Here is an 18019-nt window from a genome sequence, read left to right as displayed (position 1 = left end):
TCACGAGTCAGGAAAAACAAGATGCAGATCGTCCACACCATCCCGGAGCTGCGCGAGGCCCTCAGCCCATATAAACGCCCGTCTTTTGTGCCCACCATGGGCAACCTGCACGACGGCCACATCGCCCTCGTCAAGCAGGCCAAGCCGCTGGGCGACGTGAGTGTCTCCAGCATCTTCGTGAACCGCCTGCAGTTTGCGCCGCATGAAGACTTCGACAGCTACCCGCGCACGCTGGATGCCGATGCAGAGCGCCTGCAAGAGGCCGGCTGCAACGTGCTGTTTGCGCCGCTGGAAAAACACCTTTATCCCGAGCCTCAAAGCTACAAGGTGCACCCGGCCACCGATATCAGCGACATCCTTGAAGGCCATTTCAGGCCCGGCTTTTTCATCGGCGTCAGCACGGTGGTGCTGAAACTCTTTTCCTGCGTGTTTGCCGGCATGCCCACCGGCGTGGCGGCTTTCGGCAAAAAAGACTACCAGCAGGTGATGGTGGTGCGCCGCATGGTGCAGCAGTTCGCCCTGCCGATCGAGATCCTGGCCGGTGAAACCCAGCGTGCCGAAGACGGCCTGGCGCTGTCATCGCGCAACAGCTACCTGAACCCCACCCAGCGCGCCGAAGCGGTGGAGCTCTCCAAGGCGATACGCGCCCTGGGCGAGGCCGCCCGCGCGAGCAGCACACCCGACCTGCCCGCGCTGGAAGCCCAGGCCATGCAGGCGCTGGCCCGCCGCGGCTGGAAGCCCGACTACCTCACCGTGCGCCGCCGCGCCGACCTGCTGGTGCCGCACGGCCCGCTGGCCGACGTGCCGCTGGTGGTGCTGGGCGCGGCCAAGCTGGGCAGCACGCGGCTGATCGACAACCTGGAAATCTAGGCCGAGCGCGCTCCGCCCCCACGTGGGCGGGCAGCTGGCGTGGCTCTTTCATGGCGCTCTCACCGCCTGTTCATTGCTCTCTTTTTGATAGCTGTTTGCGCAGGTTTTGCCTGGGCCACAGCCATTTTTTATTCACAAAGAAGCCGCTGCCGGCTGATTTTGTTCCCCACAGACCGACATGACCTCTCTTTCCGTACGCCTCGCCACTTTGGACGACCTGGCGGCAATCGCCGCGCTCTTTGACGCTTACCGCCAGTTTTACGAACAGCCTGCCGATGCCGCGCTGGCGCTGGACTTCATCGGTTGCCGGATGCGAAACCACGAATCGGTCATCCTGGTGGCCGAACCGGAAGACGCACCCCGCACAGGCGCGCTTGCCGGTTTCTGCCAGCTGTATCCCGGCTTCTGCTCGGTGATCGCCCAGCCCATCTACACGCTGTATGACCTGTATGTGGCACCCGCCTCGCGCAAGGGTGGCGCCGGCCGCGCGCTGATGCAGGCCGCCTACGCGCACGCGAAGCAACACGGCTTTGCACGCCTGGACCTGACCACCGCCAGAACCAATCACACAGCGCAGGCCTTGTATGAGTCCCTGGGCTGGATGCGCGACGATGTCTTCCTGGCGTACAACAAGGCAGTTTCCACCGCCTGACGCCGGTTTGCTCCCGGGGCCTACGCAGCCCCGCAAAAGCCCTGCGGTATAACGGAAGCGTTCGTCCCACGTCGCAACGTCCGCAGGAGTTCACCATGGCCATTCCCCACGCCGCTGCCGGCCAAGTCATTGACATCCAGCCGCTGGCAGGCCAGTTGCAGGAAACCAGAACTGTCGCCCTGTTCAAAAGCAGCGGACTTGAGGTCATGCGGCTCATCCTCCCGGCGGGCAAGACCGTGCCCCCGCACCACGTCAAAGGTGAGCTGACCGTACAGTGCCTGGACGGCGAAGTGGCTTTCACTGCGGGCGGCCGCACGCAAGCCATGAAAGCCGGCCAGTTGTTATGGCTGGAGGGGGGAGTGGAGTACAGCGTGACGGCGTTGCGTGACGCCTCGCTGCTGGTGACGCTGCATTTGCGCGAATAGCCAGGCGGGCCGCACGGCATACGTCCGTCGACGTGGAGCATGATTTAAGGCTCCAAGCCAACCAGTCCCGGCGCAAGCAGCTATGTATTTAATAGCAAAGACATATGGATGAAGCCCACTGCGATGACCGGCGAGAAAAAGTCCGTGGCTCAGGGTCAGGCCAGTTCCGCTGTCGGCCCTCGTCCCATCAGCGCCGCCACGGCTTCAGCCGGCTTGAGCTTGCCGTCCAGCAAGTCCACCACGCTTTGCGCGATCGGCATTTCGACGCCCAGACCGGCGGCGCGCTGCACCACCGTACGGGCGCAATACACGCCCTCGGCCACGTGCCCCAGCGAATCCACCGCTTGCGCCAGCGTCTTGCCTTCGGCCAGCAGCAGGCCTACCTTGCGGTTGCGGCTCAAGTCCCCGGTGGCCGTCAACACCAGGTCACCCAGGCCCGAAAGGCCTGTGAAGGTTTCGGCACGCGCGCCCAGCGCGACGCCCAGCCGTGTCATTTCGGCCAGACCGCGGGTGATCAGCGCCGCCCGGGCGTTCAGCCCCAGCTGCAGTCCGTCGCAGAGCCCCGTGGCGATGGCCAGCACGTTCTTGACGGCGCCCCCCACCTCGACGCCCACGACATCGTCGTTGGCGTAAACACGCAGGGTGGCACTGTGAAAGGCGGCTACGAGGGCATCGCGCACTTCAGGATGCTCGCTGGCGGCCACCAGCGCGGTCGGCTGGCCGCGGGCGACTTCGAGGGCGAAGCTGGGGCCACTGAGCACTCCCGCTCTTAAATTGATAGCAGCTTGCGCCCGTATTTCATGGACCATCAGCCCAAATGACGCTGAAGATGGGGTGGTGCCAAGCGGTGCCTCAAAACCCTTGCTCAGCCAAGCCACGGGAACGCTGGCGTGCTGCAAAGCCTGCAGCATGGGACGCGCCGCTGAAACAGGCGTCGCCAGGATGATGAGGTCCTGGCCTTTGATCGCCTCTGCCAGGGGCACATCGCCGCCTTGCAGCCGCAGGCCGGCAGGCAAGGCCACGCCGGGCAGGTAGCGGGCATTGACGCGGCTGGCGCGCAGGTCTGCGGCCAAGGCCGCATCGCGCGCCCACAAAGTGACCTGGTGGCGGGCGGCGCTGCTGACAGCCACAGCCGTGCCCCAGGCGCCGGCGCCGATGACCAGAATTTTCATGCGTGAGTCTGCAGGAGGCGGCAGCCGGAAGCCCGGCGCACCGTTAAACGATGATCTGGGGCGCAGCCGGTTGGGCTGCAGCCTCGGCCTGCTGCTGTTCGTACATGGCCTGGAAGTTGATTTCCGCCATGTGTACCGGTGAGAAGCCGCCGCGCTGGATCACGTCGGCAACGTTGCCGCGCAGGTAGGGGTAGACGATCTGCGGGCAGGCAATGCCCAGGATGGCGCCCATCTGGTCATCAGGCACATTGCGGATTTCAAAGATGCCCGCCTGTTTGGCTTCCACCAAAAACACGGTTTTGTCGCCGATTTTGGTCTGCACGGTGGCCGTCACGGAAACTTCAAACAGGCCATCGGCCACAGGGGTGGCACCTACGCCCAGCTGGATGTCAACCGCAGGCTGCTCCTGGCTCAGCAGGATTTCGGGCGAATTGGGCTGCTCCAGCGACACGTCTTTGAGGTAAACGCGCTGGATCTGGAATACGGGGTCAAGATTGGCTTCAGCCATGGTGCTCTTTCGGGTGCGGGGAAGGTTGGATAGAAGATTCGATGCGCCGGGCTAGCCGGTGACCAGCGGATTATAGGGAGCCGGGGATGTGGCCCCCACGGTCCCTCACTTCGTGTAGCTCCCTGCCCCCCGAGGGGGCCGCCCGCCTGCGGTCTGGCAAAGCCAGTCCCGCGGCTCATGCTGGCTTGAAGAGTTCTGTGGGTGCGTCCAGTAATGGAAGTATTTCACCAGTGGGGGCCGCGGGTCCGGCTTTGCCGGCCCCAGGCGCCGCCCCCTCGAGGGGGGAGCAGGCTACACGAAGTGAGCCTGAACGGGGGTGTTACGGATTCAACAACGGCAGCAGGCCGCCGCGGCTGTCCAGGGCCATGAGGTCGTCGCAACCGCCGACATGGGTGTCGCCGATAAAAATCTGGGGCACGGTGCGCCGGCCGGTGATGTCCATCATTTTTTGTCGTTCACCTGGAACCATGTCCACGCGAACTTCGTCAAGCTCGGTGACACCGCGTTGTTTCAAAATCTGCTTGGCCTGGATGCAATAAGGGCAGGTGCCGGTGGTATATATCTTGACGGTTTGCATGGTTCCTCCGGAGGAGCTGGTCTACGCGCAGCGCAGGAAAATGGATGGCCAGGGGTGAAAGCCGGGCCAAAGCCCGGTCGCCATGGCGCTGCAGTTTTCGTGCCTGCCAAAAGCCGGATCAGAAAACTGACCAAAACTGACCTGATCAGGCCTTCTCCAAGGGCAGGTTAGCTTCTTTCCACGCTTTCAGCCCGCCGCCCAGTGATTGGGCCTGCTCGTAGCCGAGCTTTTTGGCGACGGCGACGGCACGGCCGGCGCGGGCACCCGTGGCGCAGACCAGGATCAGCGGCAGGGTCTTGTTTTTGACGGTGGCCGGGAGTTTTCCTTCCAGTTCGCTGAAAGGTACGTTCTTGGCACCCGTGACGTGGCCGGCAGCAAATTCGTCGGCTTCGCTGACGTCCACCACCACCGCTTTTTCGCGGTTGATCAGCTGTACGGCGCCGCTGGCCGTCAGCGCGCCAGCGTTCATGGCGCCGGAAACCATGGGCCAAATCAGCATGCCGCCCGAAGCGAGTGCTATCGAAATCAGCATCCAGTTATCGATCAAAAATTTCACGTTGTACCCTTTATGTGTCTTGAAGCGCTTTTTCAGCGAACCCATGATTTTAGAATGGAGGGGCCCAAACGCCCATCCTGTGGCGCCCTATCCCCTCTTTTTATCTTTTCCCTCACCTTTTCATACCTTTCTGACCATGTACAAACTCGTGCTTATCCGCCACGGCGAATCGACCTGGAACCTTGAAAACCGCTTCACCGGCTGGGCCGACGTTGATCTCACGGAAACCGGCATCGAGCAGGCCAAAAACGCCGGGAAACTGCTCAAGAAAGAAGGCTACGACTTCGACGTGGCCTACACCAGCGTGCTCAAGCGTGCAACTCGCACACTCTGGCACACCCTGGACGAAATGGACCGGACCTGGTTGCCGGTGGTACACAGCTGGCGGCTCAATGAGCGGCATTACGGCGCACTGCAAGGGCTGAACAAGGCCGAAACGGCGAAAAAATTCGGGGATGAACAGGTGCTCATCTGGCGCCGCAGCTATGACACACCGCCCCCGGCGCTTGACGCCTCTGACGAGCGCAGTGAACGGAACGACCCGCGTTACGCCAGGCTACAGCCGGGGCAGGTGCCGCTGACCGAATGCCTGAAAGACACCGTGAACCGGGTATTGCCGTTCTGGAATGAGTCCATGGCACCTGCCATCAAGGCCGGCAAACGCGTGGTGATGGCGGCTCATGGCAATTCCATTCGCGCGCTGGTGAAATACCTGGACAACATCTCGGACAGCGACATTGTGGGGCTCAACATACCCAACGGCATCCCGCTGGTCTATGAACTGGATGCCGAGCTTCGGCCGTTGCGCCACTACTACCTGGGCGACAGCGAGGCGGCAGCCAGGGCGGCAGCAGCCGTCAGCGCACAAGGCAAAGCCTGACCCTCTTCCTGAGGGAACAAAAGGCAGATTTGCCTCTGCCGGGCAGGAATTCAGTGGTCGTCCTTGTAAAAGTCCTGTAAAAGCGTGCCCTTTTATCTCTTTTACAGCGTCAGGCCGCATGAATGGCGGAACTGCGGCAATTGGCCTTTCTCCAAGGTGTATATTGCTTCATTAGAGGGCGCAGGGGCTCTTCAACAGGTTTACGAAGGTATTTTCTATGGGTCAAAAGCTCAAGATAGCAGGCTGGATTTCAATTGGTGCCGTGGCTGGGGCCCTCACCACCGTGCAGTTGCAAGCTGTAGCCCGCGCAGGCCTTGCTCCCCTCCCGCTGGAAGAGCTGCAGCAGCTCGCCGCTGTCTTCGGCATGGTCAAAACAGACTATGTCGAGCCGGTGGATGAGAAAAAGCTCATTACCGACGCCATTTCCGGCATGGTGGCCAGCCTGGATCCGCATTCCGTTTACTTTGACAAGAAATCCTTCAAGGAATTCCGTGAAGGTACCACGGGCCGTTTTGTCGGGGTCGGCATTGAGATCAGCCAGGAGGATGGCCTTGTGAAGGTGGTGTCGCCGATCGAGGGTTCACCCGCGGACCGTGCCGGCCTCAAGCCCAATGACCTGATCACCCGCATCGACGATACGGCCGTCAAGGGCCTGAGCCTCAACGACGCAGTCAAAAAAATGCGCGGAGAACCCCGTACCAAGGTGTTGTTGACCATTTTCCGCAAAGACGAAAACCGCACTTTTCCGGTCACCATCACGCGGGAAGAAATCCGTACCCAGTCGGTTCGCAGCAAGGTTATTGAACCTGGTTATGCCTGGATCCGTCTGAGCCAGTTCCAGGAACGCACGGTTGATGACTTCGTGACCAAGCTTGAGCAGATTTACAAACAGGAGCCCAATCTGAAGGGCCTTGTGCTGGATTTACGCAATGATCCGGGCGGCCTGCTGGATGCGGCTGTCGCAGTGTCGGCTGCCTTCCTGCCTGAAAACGTCACCGTGGTGTCCACCAACGGCCAGCTGGCTGAAAGCAGGTTCACCTACAAGGCTTCACCGGAGTTCTACCAGCGCCGCAACGGGCCCGATCCGCTCAAACGCTTGCCTGCGGCCCTCAAGAATGTGCCCCTGGTCGTTCTGGTCAATGAAGGCTCGGCCTCTGCCAGCGAAATCGTCGCTGGCGCTTTGCAGGACCACAAGCGTGCCACCATCATGGGCAACCAGACCTTCGGCAAGGGATCTGTGCAAACCGTCCGCCCCCTGGGCCCTGACACAGGCCTGAAGCTCACCACGGCGCGCTACTTCACGCCCAGCGGGAAATCCATTCAGGCGCGCGGCATCGTGCCCGATGTACTGGTTGACGAAACCGCCGAGGGCAGCCCGTTTGCCGCCCTGCGCACCCGCGAGGCCGACCTGGAAAAGCACCTCAATAGTGGCCAGGGTGCCGAGGTGAAAGACGCTGGCCGTGAAAAAGCCCGCGAGGAAGCCCTGAAACGGTTTGAAGAGGAAGCCAAAAAGACGCCCGAGCAACGCCGGCCCCCGGAACTGGGCAGCGACAAGGACTTTCAGCTGGCCCAGGCGATCAACAAGCTCAAGGGGCGTCCCGTGCTGGTCAGCAAGACAGCCGTGATTGAGCCAAAGAACGAGAAAAAGGACAACTAGGTCGATGCGGAGCCGTGGAACCCGCCACGTGTGGGTCACACGTATCCGCACGCAGGCCCTTTCCGCCGATCCGGCCTGCTTGCGGACTGCACGCTTCCTTCCATGAACGACGAACAGCTGCTTCGTTACTCGCGCCATATCCTGCTCGACGAAGTCGGTATCGAAGGCCAGGAAAAACTCCTTCAGGCGCATGTACTGATCGTCGGTGCAGGCGGGCTGGGTTCGCCTGTCGCGCTTTACCTGGGGAGCGCAGGGGTCGGCCATATCACCGTCGCCGATCATGACCGGGTGGATGCCACCAACTTGCAGCGGCAAATTGCCCACAACCAGTCTCGCATCGGCAAGTTCAAAGCGGAATCCATCGCCGAGTCCATCGCGGCCATCAACCCCGACGTTGAGGTCACCCCGGTTACCCGGCGCGCCGAGGGCGTACTGCTCGATCAGCTGGTGCAGGACGCCGATGTCGTGCTGGACTGCACGGACAATTTTTCAACGCGCCATGCAATCAACCGCGCATGCGTCAAACACCACAAGCCCTTGGTATCCGGTGCCGCCATCCGTTTTGACGGCCAGGTCGCCGTCTATGATTCGAGACGCGAAGACTCCCCGTGTTATGCCTGCGTGTTTCCTGAGTCAGACCAACTGGAAGAAGCCCTTTGCGCGACGATGGGCGTTTTCGCGCCGATGGTTGGCATCATAGGCAGCATGCAAGCTGCCGAAGCCCTGAAACTGATTTGCGGCATCAGCGGCTCGTTGACCGGACGGCTCTTGATGCTGGAAGGCAAACACATGGAATGGAGCGAAATGAAAGTCGCGCCCCATGCAGGATGCGCTGTCTGCGGTGGCAGGACCCTGAAAATCAGCTGAGAACCCGGCCGAGGCTGCCGGAAACCTTATTTGGTGGCCGACGCCGGCATCCGCGAACCAGCACTGGAGTTTGCGGCCCTGGCAAGAATCGCAGTACAGTTTTCGTTCTGCCCCGGTCCGGTTTCAATGGTAGCGGCCAATGCCAGCAAGGGATTGATCACACCCAGCCCGACGGCAATGGCTGCGCGCCCTGCAAGAGCGCCCTTGTCAGGGCCAGCTGAAGGAGAAGCGAAGGTACCACCTATCTTCAGGGGAGAGCGGAAGCTCAGTATGCTGCGGTCTTTGGGCGCCGGATCCAAAACGAGGTCCAATGTTTCATCAGCAAGATTGACCGTTCCCCGACCGTTGATGACCGTATCTGCCGTATCCAGCACAATGGTTTTGGTGGTCATCAATCCCCTGTTCACTCCAAAGGCCGCAGCAGCACAACGCAGTTGCACATTACGGTCACCGCGAACCAGGAATTTGATCACTTCTCCACCGTCGAGGCCCATGAATTCAAGCAGGATATTGCTGATTTCGCCTTTGCCCATCAGCACGGCAACATCGCCGGACGATGTACCGAGCATTTGCGCCAATGAATTTCCACGCCCTTTCAGGTCCAGTTGGCCGCTGATCTTGCCCAGGCTGCTTTTGGAGGTCTCTATGGCCGGAAAGAGCTGGTTAAGCTGCACAGCCCGCAGGTCCAGTCGTGTCGAGAAAACTGCGGGCACAGGGTTGGAGTCGATGCGAATACTGCCCGCCACCGTTCCACCGGCAATGCCGAGCGAGACGGGCTCCAGTTGCAACACACCGGCTTTCAGCTTGACATGGACACTGCCTTTGTCGAGCGGCAGAACTTCGACGTGCCGGATATCTGCCGCGGAATAGATCACGTCGGCGTTCATGGCCTGAAGCCTCGTGACATCAAGCGCTGCAGCAGGCAGAACTTTGCGCGTTGTGCCAGTGGCAACGGATTTATTGCTTTGCGCCACCGAATCGGGGTCAGTTTTGGAGACCGGCACATTGGCCGCAGCCTTCTCAGGCTGATCGAGACCGATAACCGGTGCCAAATCGGCGAAATCAAGCAGCCTGGACTGCACCTTACCCGTCAAGAGTGGCACGGCGGCAGACTGGTCGAAACTCAGCGCGCCGCTGAGATCGGAGTTCCCGAGGGTTCCCTGTATCTGGGTGGCTGCCCATACCTTGCCATGCTTGGCGAGCTTGCCGCGCAGCTTGTAGGGTGGCGTCGAGGGCAACACGACGCCCAACAGCCTGTAGAGTTCCTCCAGATTGCGCCCCTGCAGATCGAAGGTAGCGTCAACGCCGGCCAGTTCCGCGAGATTGGAGATGGAACCCTTCGCCTTGAGGCTCGTTTTGCCCGCAACCGCATCCACCTCTATCGGGAACGGCGCCACCCTGTCCTTGCTTAGCTGGAGCACGCCACCCGTACGTCCGCTGGCGTTGAAGGGTTCGCCTTGCCACTTTCCGGCAGCCTTGTAGCTAAGGGGCAGCTGGCCTTGCAGCTCCCGTGCAAGCGAGAATTGCACATGAATATTCGCGCCTTGCGCGGCGGACTGGTAATCGACCGTTCCCTTGTCGATGATCAAAGCATCAATCCGTGGAACGGAGCCTTCATCGGAGGTATCCCGCGACAGTGCCCACGTCCTGCGGCCGTCTGGTTCTATTTGAAGCCCTATCTGCGGCTCGGTCAATGCAATGCGAGGCAGCTCGATCCGTCCCAAAAGAAGCGGTAACAGCCTGATGTCGAATTCTGCGGCGGTCGCCTTGACCAGGTAAGGTTTGCTCGCCCATTCGGGATTTGCTATTTCTACACCGTCGGCCCTGACGGTGGCAGTACGCCCCAGTTGCACCGACAGGTGGCGGGTGATTTCAAACCGCCGCCCCAGTTGCTCGGAGACATGTCGATTAATCGGGCCACGAAGCATGTCCCACGGGAAAAACAGCGCCACCAACAACAGCACAACAAGCAACACGCCAATACCGGCCAATGTCCTGCGCAGAACGGTTGAGTGAAACAAGGCGTTGTTCGTCATGTTGAGGTCGGGGTGGTTCAATCGTGGGCGCTGCATGAGAACGGGTCTGTAACGCCCCAGCATGCATGGGCTGCACACAGAAAATCGCCCGTGCAGCGTACTGAACTCCAGAGACTCAAATGTCCACCGAATCGCTTCGCAAAACCGTCGGCTAGCGCCACTGAAGCCTGTGGGCACGTACCTACAGCGCTTCCGAAGTCATCGTAGGAAACAACCTACAGGCACAAGCCTTGGCCGCTGGCAGAATGGGATTTCATAACAAGATACATTAGGAAACAAGAGCACTCACGTTCTTGAGACTTTCGTAATACTCGAATAGCCCCGCCTTCCCACCTGGACCCGAGCAGTGAGACTGAAAACGTACATCGTAGAAGACAACCCCACCATTCGTGAGAATCTGATCGGGACGCTTGAGGAATTGGCAGGCATTGATGCGGTGGGGACGGCGGAAACCGAAGACGAAGGCAAGGCGTGGCTTGCCGAGAACCGCAGTGATTGGGATTTGGCGATTGTTGACCTGTTTCTGAAACAGGGAAGCGGATTAGGCGTACTTGCGGCTTGCAGGGACCGCCCCGCCACTCAAAAGGTCGTGGTACTCAGCAACTACGCCACAGCAGATATTCGCCAAAGATGTGCCCAGCTCGGCGTTGACGCGGTCTTTGACAAATCCAATGAGATCGACGCCTTGGTGGACTATTGCATCCACCAAAGCACCATTTCCGGTTGAACTCAATCAATCAGCTTGTTCTTGAGCGCGTAGTAGGTGAGGTCGCTATTGGAGGAAAGACTCATCTTTTCCATGACGCGCGTCCTGTAGGTGCTTACGGTTTTTACGCTCAGCGAAAGCGCCTTGGCAATATCGCCCGCAGTTTCGCCCTTGGCGAGTTTGAGGAAGACCTGAAATTCACGTTCAGACAATTGCTCGTGAGAGGCCACATCATTGGGCCGGTTCAACTGTTGCGCCAGCAGCTCTGCCACCGCCGGGGTAATGTAACGTTTTCCCAGCGAAATCACGCGAATTGCATCAACAATCTCGGAAGGATCACATTCCTTGTTGAGGTACCCGCTGGCGCCTTGGCGGATCAGATTCACCGCATAGTGTTCCTCAGGGTAACCACTCAGGATAAGGATCCCGACGTCGGGTGCCTTGGCGCGGATCATGGCCAGTGCATCAATGCCGCTTTGGCCCGGCATGGACAGGTCCATCACAAGGATATCCAGTTCGACGTTACGCACCAGATCGATCGCCTCGCGGCCGCTGCCGGCTTCGCCTACGACGCGCAGGTCAACCTGGTCCGAGAAGAACTGTTTGAGCCCTGAACGCACAATGGCATGGTCGTCCACAATTCCAATTTTGATCATGTCGCTGTCTTTCTATAAGGTCTGCGCATGCGGGCAACGCAATGAAAAAGATGGCCTGCCGGACATCCGCATTGATTTTCAGTGTTCATTATTGACGAAATTTTCACCGAATTACTGAATGGAGTTTGCCGTGAAACGATTTGCGATCCCCCAAATGGCCGTCAGCCTGCCCCTGGCGGTGCTGGCCGCCGCGATTCTCATTTTCATTAATGAGGCCAGTTTTCAGAAATCCACAGAAGCGGCGGCCAGTATTGAAGAGGCCCAGCAAACCCGCGGCGCCATCACCAAATTGCTGCAACATATGCTGGATGCGGAAACCGGGCAGCGTGGCTACCTCCTGACCGGTGACGTCCGGTACCTGGAACCTTACAACACGGCCTTGGCCGATATAGACCAGAACCTGGATGTCTTGCGCCAGCTGTTCACCCCTTACAAGGATCAGCTCTCGGAATTCGGCGTCATGTCCAGGCACGTCTCGCGCAAGCTGGCCGAAATGGATTTAAGCGTGCGCATGCGCAAGGAAGGCAACGAAGATGCCTGGAAGTTTGTCCTGACCACGGATGTCGGGAAAGAGCATATGGAGGCGATCCGCGAGCAGTCCGCCAAACTGGCCTCAAACAGCATCAGCAAGATGGAACAAGGGCAAGTTCAGATCAAGAAGGCGCTGCAGCTCTCCCGCATTGGCATTGCGGCCATGGCCCTCGCGGGCCTGCTGGCTTTTTACATGTACCTGCTTCAAACCAAAGCGCTGATTGCATCCGGTCGGCGTGAACAGGAATCCCTGCAACGCGAGCGAGATTTCCTCGAAATACAGGTGCGTGAAAGAACAGCCAATCTGGCCGAGCTGGCTACTCACCTGCAAAATGTGCGTGAGGACGAGCGGGGTCATTTGGCGCGCGAGCTGCATGACGAGCTGGGAGCGCTTTTAACCGCCGCAAAGCTGGATGTCGCCCGATTGAAATCACGCCTGGCAGGCAACCTGCCGGAAGCAGCCGAACGGCTGACGCACCTGACCAACACGCTCAACAGCGGTATTGCCCTGAAACGCCGCATCGTGGAAGACCTGCGGCCCTCCTCGTTGTCACACCTGGGCCTGGTGGCTTCCCTTGAAATCCTTGCGCGCGAGTTCGAAGAGCGCTCCGGCCTGTCTATCACCACTGACCTGGAATCGGTTGAGCTCGGAGGCTCCGCGCAGCTGACGGTCTACCGCCTGGTGCAGGAGTCACTGACAAACATCGGTAAATATGCAGAGGCCACGCAAGCTGAAATCAGCCTTCACAATTTTGATAGCTACATCACCGTGGAGGTCAAGGACAATGGCAAAGGCTTCAAGCTTGAGAGCGTCGGCTCGGGAAGCCATGGCCTGGCCGGCATGCGTCACCGCGTGGAAGCGGCCGGCGGGCGCTTGACAGTAGCCAGCTCTGAAGCCAGCGGCACGCGCATCTCCGCAGTACTGCCAAAAGCACTGTGAGCAGTCCCGACCGCTGCTGAAATCTCCGGCGCTCCCGCTGTTGCCGGACTTGAAATGTCCGGTGGCTCTTTTCAAAACGCGTACTGCCGGCGTAACAAAATGTCGGCCACCTCCTACAGGGCGTGCCCGCGCGAACTGACAGGGCCTCACGCTGACAGCCGATGAGAGACACGGACCGCGCTCCTTAACCTTGCTGAAGGCGTTTCGAAAGAAGCACCATTTCTTTTCTACCCAGCAAGGAGCCCGAGATGCTGCACTACTCCGTCATTTTTCTTGTCATCGCATTGATCGCCGCCGTGTTCGGCTTCGGCGGCATCGCGGCAGGCGCTGTCGAGATCGCCAAGATTCTCTTTTTCATCTTTGCCGTCATGGCTATCGTGAGTTTTGTCATCAGCTTGATCAGGAAGAATTGATCACTTCCTTCTCCTCTCGATACCCCTCGCCGGCTCCTGTTCCCTGACCCCAACCTATCCACTTACCCAAGGACTGACATGAACACCCAAACCGTCGCCAAAACCGCCCGCCAAAGCGCTGATGAGTTGCTGCACACGGCAGAAAAAACTGCGGATACCACCCGAAGCTATGCAAATGACGCACTCGACAAAGCTGAGAACAAGGCTCGCGAACTGCGCGGAAGCGTGGACCCTGTTGTAGACATGCTGACTTCAAAGGCCCAGCACCTGGCACGCCAGAGCCTGGAAATCGCATCGGAAGCCAAACATCGCGCGCAGCAGTCACTGTCCAATGCTGCGGGTGCCACTACACGCTATGTTTCGGAGCAACCCCTTCGCTCGGTATTGATTGCAGCAGCAGTAGGCGCCGGCGTTGCACTGCTGATTTCCTCTGCACGCCACCGCAACCAGAACCGTTATTGATTCACTGCGTCAGACGCCCCCGATCTTTCGCCCGGACCCAGACCATTTCCCATGCTTCACCCCCTGTTTTCCACGATCGTGCAACGGCCTGACCTCGTCATGGACCATTTGTCGGCCTATGCGGCACTCTTCCACGAGGAAGCTTCCGATGCAGGTGCCGAGTTGCTTTCCCGGGCGGTTGCGTGGGTCATCGCAGTGCTGGCGGCTGTCGTATTTCTGGGGCTGGCGGGAACGGCTGTGATGCTTGGCATGCTGCAGAACCAGTTCCACTGGGCATTGGTAATTGTGCCGGGTATTGCATTGGCAATCCTGGTAGTAGCTTCACTGCGGGCGCGCAAGCCTTTCGTCCACGAACGATTTCCCGAGCTGAAAGCGCAGATTGACAGCGATGCGCGTGCATTGCGAGTGGCAGCCTGACACCCCGTGCCACCAGGATATCGCATGACTTCCCTTACTTCCCCTACGCCGGTGGAAAGACTGGCCAATAGCCGCAAGGCCATCGTCAGGCACATGAGCCGCGACCAACTGGCCCATGACGAAGAAGCCGGCGCCGGGGAGTCAGAGGCAGAAGATCCGGCGAACTTTGGGGACGGTGGAACCTGGGGCATTCTCAAACACGTCGTGGGAAGCTGGTGGCAGCATCACCCTGTGAGCATTGCATTTCATCTGGCTCGTCCAGCCATCGGCAAATACGCTGAGGAAAAGCCGCTCCAGTTATTAGGTCTTGCTGCAGCGGCGGGTGCGGCGGCGGTCGTGCTAAAGCCCTGGCGGCTTGTGTCACTGGGTGGTGTCCTCGTGGCCGCGCTCAAGTCCTCCGAGCTCTCCGGCGCCTTGTTTTCCATGCTGTCAAGCACACCGCAGCGCCCTGAACAGACCTCGCAAACAAAATGAATACCTCCCCCGTTTCAAGTGCCGATATCAGCGGCCTGGCTCTCGATGAAACAGGCCTGAACGCCGCCCGCAACAGCCTCGCTGACGGCGCGATCACTCCGGCGTACGGGCCTCATCGTGATGCGATCGTCAAGCTTCTGAACGACGCATTGGCAACAGAGCTGATCTGTGTGCTGCGCTACAAGCGCCACTACTTCACGGCCAGTGGGGTGTCATCTCCCGCCATCGCCGATGAATTCCTCGTGCATGCCAACGAAGAGTCGGGACATGCAGACCGCATCGCTAGGCGGATCGTACAGCTAGGGGGCGCGCCGGACTTTTCACCGGCCACCCTGCTTCAGCGCAGCCATGCCGATTACGACGAATCCAGCGATCTCAAGACCATGGTCCGGGTCAACCTGGTCGCCGAACGTGTCGCTGTTGAAACTTACCGGCAGATGATCGCGCTGATTGGCGACAAAGATCCTACAACGCGCCGCCTGCTCGAAGATGTTCTGGCGGATGAAGAAGAGCATGCCGATGAGCTCAAGGACTGGCTGGAGAAATAACGATTACCGCAGGTCGGCCGGCGTGGTGCCGCCAGCCGACAGGCCTTTTTAACCATGCACCGCAACGATTAAACCAACCCTAGAGGAAAACAATATGAAATACGCTCGCGCAATTGCATTCGCCGCCCTGGCAGGCATCACCATCATTGGCAGCGGCTGCGCCGTGGGGCGTGGTCAATCCACCGCTGGTGAGTACGTGGATGACGCCGCCATCACGACTTCCGTGAAGGCGAAATTTGTCGAGGACAAAACCGTGGCGGCCACCTCTATCAAGGTGGAAACACTCAATGGCACCGTCCAGCTTTCCGGCTTCGCCAAATCCGCCGCGGAAAAAGCCCAGGCCGAGAACATTGCCCGCAATGTGAAGAACGTCAAGGCCGTTCGTAACGATATCGTCGTTCGTCCGTAAACGGGTTTTTTCAAGACACGGCCACTGTCATGTGGCCGGAAAAGGCAGGCCGTGGAGTTTCCACGCCTGCCTTTTCTGCGTCTGGGCTCGCAGCCGGTGGTGCAAAAAATTACCCTAAGTCTTTGAAAAAAGGGGGCGCGCCGAGCAGGCCAGAACTAGCCCGCAGCCTTCACCACGAGTTTGTTGTTGACTGAGTTGACGCCTCTGACCGTTTTGGCCAGCGCGGCGGCCTTGTCACGCGCGGCCGCCGTGGGCGCGGAACCGTTGAGGGTCACAGCACCGTTGCGGGTATCCACATTGATCTTGAGCACGCTCAAGTCGGGGTCTTTCGCGAACCCGGCGGTAACGGTTGTCGTGATCGTGAGGTCGTCGATTGTTTCACCGGCCTTGGCGGTCATGTCCTTGGCTGAAGACTCGGCGCCCTGGGTTGCGTTTTTTACCGCGGCGCCGACACTGGCCATTTCGCTTTCCGCCTTGGCCTTGGCCCTGGCGGCCGCCTCTTCGGTTTTGGCAATGGCCGAATCGAGTTGCTGGCCGGCGGTTTTCCCCTCATCTTGCTTGTTGCAGGCCGATAAAGCCATCACTGCGGAGAGCGCAGCCAGGACGACCACAAGACGACGGGCATGGCCCTCACGCGTGGGACTGAAAAGTTTGGAAATCACGATGGCTCCTTGTTGGGGACTATGCGGCGGCCCGGGTTGACCGGTCGGATGCAGGAAATTCGCGAAGCAATGTCCGCGCACAGTCACTCTAGCCAGCGAACTTGCGCCCGCACATCGGCGCCAGCTGAAACAGCCGTAGGACAAGGGACAGCGCGCGGCTAGCGGCAGCTTCCGTGTTGCTTGCGAAACTGCGCGGGATACACCGGCGGCACAGCGTGCGACGGTGAAAAGATTCCCAGTCCCGCAGCTCGGGCACGCCGTTGCTGCTCGGCGTAGGGACCCGCGCTGGCGCGGCTGCGGTAAGACCAGGCCAGGCCCTGCGCCACCATCCACTCGCCCGTGTCCTCGCCTTTAAGCGTGATCTTCACCAGCAAGCGGCCATAGTCATCGTGATGTCGGCCATACACCGCCACGCGCTGACCCAGCAGCTTGCGCATGAGCGCGTCGCGGGATGCGGAGCCACCGGCCTGGCAGATTTCCGGCGCGTCGATGCCGTTGATGCGAACGCTGATAGGCTTGCCGCCGCTTGGCGGCCGCACCCTGACGGTATCGCCGTCAACCACATAGCTGACCACGCCGGACCAGGCCGGCGCCGGAGGTGTAGCCAGCGGGGAGGCCCGGGCCGGAAGCCCCAAGACCAGCAAGGTGATGATGGCGAGTGCCTGTGAAAGCGAGAGCATTGTCCGAAAAAACTTGAAGCGCTGGAGGGAAAGTGAATATGCCGGGCAAACAAACAGTATCGCCGCCCGCTTGCGCAGTCTCAGGCTGTGATGATCCAGCCTTCGAGCGGGTCCATCTCCAGCGGCAGACCGTAGCGCGGAGCGCCCCGCTGCGAGGCCCAGGCTGCCTGCATCAGGCACAGCACCGCATCCAGGCTGTCACCGCTGGCGTCGTCGGCCAGCGCATCGCGCTGGGCATGGCTGACCTTGAGGCGCAGCCCCAGCCGGGTTTGCCCGTTTTCCAGCGCGGTGATCAGGTCCTTGCGCGCAATCAGCCGTTCCGGCGTCTGTTTTGCCTTGTCATCGCTTTTGTACGACCGGCTGCCAAGCACCTCGCGCGCGAGCAGGCCGGGATAGCCCTCCAGCGCGACACGGCCCAGGTCCCCCTCGTGCAGGCCGGGCAGGTGCACGCCGGCCGCCAGCAGCCGCGGCACGCCGGCATGCAGCATGTAGGCGACCGGCGGGTTGACCCATTTCATCGATGGGCTGGAGCCGGCGGGCCCGTCGGCCGCGCGGTGGGCGAACTTCCGCCCGGCGGGACGCGCGTCGCAGAAGGCGGCGAAGGCGGTGCGGATGTCGGGCCGGCTCATCGCCGCGTAGTGCAGCATCAAATCCGGCCAATGGCCGGGCCAGCCGAGCTGTTCGACCAGTTCGCGAGGCAAGCCGAAAGGAAAATCAAAAGCACCTAGCCAAGCGGGTTCGCGGCGCAGCCATTGTTCGAAACCGTCCAGCGACTCGATGCGCTCCAGGCTCACGAGCAGCACACGGCCGCCGGCCGCGGAGCCGGTGGCCATCACGATGGGTTTGCGGCGGCTCGGACTGCTGGAGAAATCGCAGCCCAGAAGCAGGCCGGTCACCGGCGCCATGCGCGCCTCCTCCCTG

Annotated in this window: 23 protein-coding genes; 14 read left to right on the top strand and 9 right to left on the bottom strand. The window is 60.3% G+C overall.

Annotation, left to right across the window (positions count from 1 at the left end):
* Positions 1 to 21 precede the first annotated feature (21 nt).
* The 3 genes from panC (at position 22) to ACQ4MS_RS14130 (ending at position 1947) form a co-directional block, all read left to right on the top strand.
* Positions 22 to 870: a pantoate--beta-alanine ligase gene (gene panC, locus ACQ4MS_RS14140; RefSeq protein WP_431095259.1), complete on the top strand. Its 849-nt coding sequence runs from the start codon at positions 22 to 24 to the stop codon at positions 868 to 870.
* Between the two features lie 178 nt (positions 871 to 1048).
* Positions 1049 to 1522, top strand: a complete 474-nt coding sequence (locus ACQ4MS_RS14135; protein ID WP_431095258.1) for a GNAT family N-acetyltransferase — start codon at positions 1049 to 1051, stop codon at positions 1520 to 1522.
* 95 nt (positions 1523 to 1617) lie between these two features.
* The gene (locus tag ACQ4MS_RS14130; protein ID WP_431095257.1) at positions 1618 to 1947 is read left to right on the top strand and encodes a cupin domain-containing protein; all 330 of its coding nucleotides are present in this window, start codon (positions 1618 to 1620) and stop codon (positions 1945 to 1947) included.
* Between the two features lie 155 nt (positions 1948 to 2102).
* Here ACQ4MS_RS14130 and ACQ4MS_RS14125 read toward each other — a convergent pair whose 3' ends face one another.
* From ACQ4MS_RS14125 to ACQ4MS_RS14110, 4 genes are all read right to left on the bottom strand, one after another.
* Entirely contained in the window at positions 2103 to 3119 is a 1017-nt protein-coding gene (locus ACQ4MS_RS14125) for an NAD(P)H-dependent glycerol-3-phosphate dehydrogenase (protein WP_431095255.1), read from the bottom strand.
* A gap of 43 nt (positions 3120 to 3162) precedes the next feature.
* Positions 3163 to 3627 carry a protein-export chaperone SecB gene (secB, locus tag ACQ4MS_RS14120; protein WP_431095254.1) on the bottom strand — a complete coding sequence of 155 codons (465 nt, stop codon included), beginning with the start codon at positions 3625 to 3627 and terminating at the stop codon, positions 3163 to 3165.
* Between the two features lie 319 nt (positions 3628 to 3946).
* Entirely contained in the window at positions 3947 to 4204 is a 258-nt protein-coding gene (gene grxC, locus ACQ4MS_RS14115) for a glutaredoxin 3 (protein WP_431095253.1), read from the bottom strand.
* Between the two features lie 145 nt (positions 4205 to 4349).
* Positions 4350 to 4760, bottom strand: a complete 411-nt coding sequence (locus ACQ4MS_RS14110; protein WP_431099592.1) for a rhodanese-like domain-containing protein — start codon at positions 4758 to 4760, stop codon at positions 4350 to 4352.
* Between the two features lie 136 nt (positions 4761 to 4896).
* Here ACQ4MS_RS14110 and gpmA point away from each other — a divergent pair, with 136 nt between their 5' ends.
* The 3 genes from gpmA to ACQ4MS_RS14095 all read left to right on the top strand — a co-directional run bounded on the left by gpmA (position 4897) and on the right by ACQ4MS_RS14095 (position 8164).
* A complete protein-coding gene (gene gpmA, locus ACQ4MS_RS14105) occupies positions 4897 to 5640 on the top strand; it encodes a 2,3-diphosphoglycerate-dependent phosphoglycerate mutase (protein WP_431095252.1) in 744 nt (247 codons plus the stop codon).
* 217 nt (positions 5641 to 5857) lie between these two features.
* A complete protein-coding gene (locus tag ACQ4MS_RS14100) occupies positions 5858 to 7297 on the top strand; it encodes a S41 family peptidase (protein WP_431095251.1) in 1440 nt (479 codons plus the stop codon).
* 102 nt (positions 7298 to 7399) lie between these two features.
* Positions 7400 to 8164, top strand: a complete 765-nt coding sequence (locus tag ACQ4MS_RS14095; protein ID WP_431095250.1) for a HesA/MoeB/ThiF family protein — start codon at positions 7400 to 7402, stop codon at positions 8162 to 8164.
* Between the two features lie 26 nt (positions 8165 to 8190).
* Here ACQ4MS_RS14095 and ACQ4MS_RS14090 read toward each other — a convergent pair whose 3' ends face one another.
* Complete coding sequence (locus ACQ4MS_RS14090; RefSeq protein WP_431095249.1) at positions 8191 to 10200, bottom strand: AsmA family protein; 2010 nt, start codon at positions 10198 to 10200, stop codon at positions 8191 to 8193.
* Positions 10201 to 10546: 346 nt separating this feature from the next.
* Between ACQ4MS_RS14090 and ACQ4MS_RS14085 the strand changes: the two genes are divergently transcribed.
* The gene (locus ACQ4MS_RS14085) at positions 10547 to 10927 is read left to right on the top strand and encodes a response regulator (RefSeq protein WP_431095248.1); all 381 of its coding nucleotides are present in this window, start codon (positions 10547 to 10549) and stop codon (positions 10925 to 10927) included.
* Positions 10928 to 10929: 2 nt separating this feature from the next.
* Here ACQ4MS_RS14085 and ACQ4MS_RS14080 read toward each other — a convergent pair whose 3' ends face one another.
* Positions 10930 to 11562, bottom strand: a complete 633-nt coding sequence (locus ACQ4MS_RS14080) for a response regulator (protein ID WP_007867910.1) — start codon at positions 11560 to 11562, stop codon at positions 10930 to 10932.
* A gap of 130 nt (positions 11563 to 11692) precedes the next feature.
* Between ACQ4MS_RS14080 and ACQ4MS_RS14075 the strand changes: the two genes are divergently transcribed.
* The 7 genes from ACQ4MS_RS14075 (at position 11693) to ACQ4MS_RS14045 (ending at position 15756) form a co-directional block, all read left to right on the top strand.
* Complete coding sequence (locus ACQ4MS_RS14075; protein ID WP_431095247.1) at positions 11693 to 13033, top strand: sensor histidine kinase; 1341 nt, start codon at positions 11693 to 11695, stop codon at positions 13031 to 13033.
* A 248-nt stretch (positions 13034 to 13281) separates the two neighbouring features.
* Entirely contained in the window at positions 13282 to 13446 is a 165-nt protein-coding gene (locus ACQ4MS_RS14070; protein WP_431095246.1) for a DUF1328 domain-containing protein, read from the top strand.
* A gap of 78 nt (positions 13447 to 13524) precedes the next feature.
* The gene (locus ACQ4MS_RS14065; protein ID WP_431095245.1) at positions 13525 to 13908 is read left to right on the top strand and encodes a hypothetical protein; all 384 of its coding nucleotides are present in this window, start codon (positions 13525 to 13527) and stop codon (positions 13906 to 13908) included.
* Between the two features lie 51 nt (positions 13909 to 13959).
* A complete protein-coding gene (locus ACQ4MS_RS14060; RefSeq protein ID WP_431095244.1) occupies positions 13960 to 14325 on the top strand; it encodes a hypothetical protein in 366 nt (121 codons plus the stop codon).
* 24 nt (positions 14326 to 14349) lie between these two features.
* The gene (locus ACQ4MS_RS14055; protein ID WP_431095243.1) at positions 14350 to 14799 is read left to right on the top strand and encodes a hypothetical protein; all 450 of its coding nucleotides are present in this window, start codon (positions 14350 to 14352) and stop codon (positions 14797 to 14799) included.
* Positions 14796 to 15347 carry a ferritin-like domain-containing protein gene (locus ACQ4MS_RS14050; RefSeq protein WP_431095242.1) on the top strand — a complete coding sequence of 184 codons (552 nt, stop codon included), beginning with the start codon at positions 14796 to 14798 and terminating at the stop codon, positions 15345 to 15347. Before ACQ4MS_RS14055 ends, ACQ4MS_RS14050 begins: the two co-directional genes overlap by 4 nt.
* Positions 15348 to 15441: 94 nt before the next feature.
* Positions 15442 to 15756, top strand: a complete 315-nt coding sequence (locus ACQ4MS_RS14045) for a BON domain-containing protein (protein ID WP_431095241.1) — start codon at positions 15442 to 15444, stop codon at positions 15754 to 15756.
* A gap of 155 nt (positions 15757 to 15911) precedes the next feature.
* Here ACQ4MS_RS14045 and ACQ4MS_RS14040 read toward each other — a convergent pair whose 3' ends face one another.
* The 3 genes from ACQ4MS_RS14040 to ACQ4MS_RS14030 all read right to left on the bottom strand — a co-directional run bounded on the left by ACQ4MS_RS14040 (position 15912) and on the right by ACQ4MS_RS14030 (position 18003).
* Positions 15912 to 16337: a BON domain-containing protein gene (locus ACQ4MS_RS14040; protein WP_431099591.1), complete on the bottom strand. Its 426-nt coding sequence runs from the start codon at positions 16335 to 16337 to the stop codon at positions 15912 to 15914.
* Positions 16338 to 16576: 239 nt separating this feature from the next.
* Entirely contained in the window at positions 16577 to 17098 is a 522-nt protein-coding gene (locus ACQ4MS_RS14035) for a thermonuclease family protein (RefSeq protein WP_431095240.1), read from the bottom strand.
* Between the two features lie 80 nt (positions 17099 to 17178).
* Positions 17179 to 18003 (bottom strand): DUF429 domain-containing protein, encoded by an 825-nt coding sequence (locus ACQ4MS_RS14030; protein WP_431095239.1) that lies wholly within the window; start codon positions 18001 to 18003, stop codon positions 17179 to 17181.
* Positions 18004 to 18019 lie beyond the last annotated feature (16 nt).

This window comes from Polaromonas aquatica (assembly GCF_050626995.1).
Classification (GTDB): Bacteria; Pseudomonadota; Gammaproteobacteria; order Burkholderiales; family Burkholderiaceae_C; genus Polaromonas; species Polaromonas aquatica_A.
The sequence above is the reverse complement of the archived record's forward strand: the minus strand, read 5'-3'. Positions and strand labels throughout refer to the sequence as shown.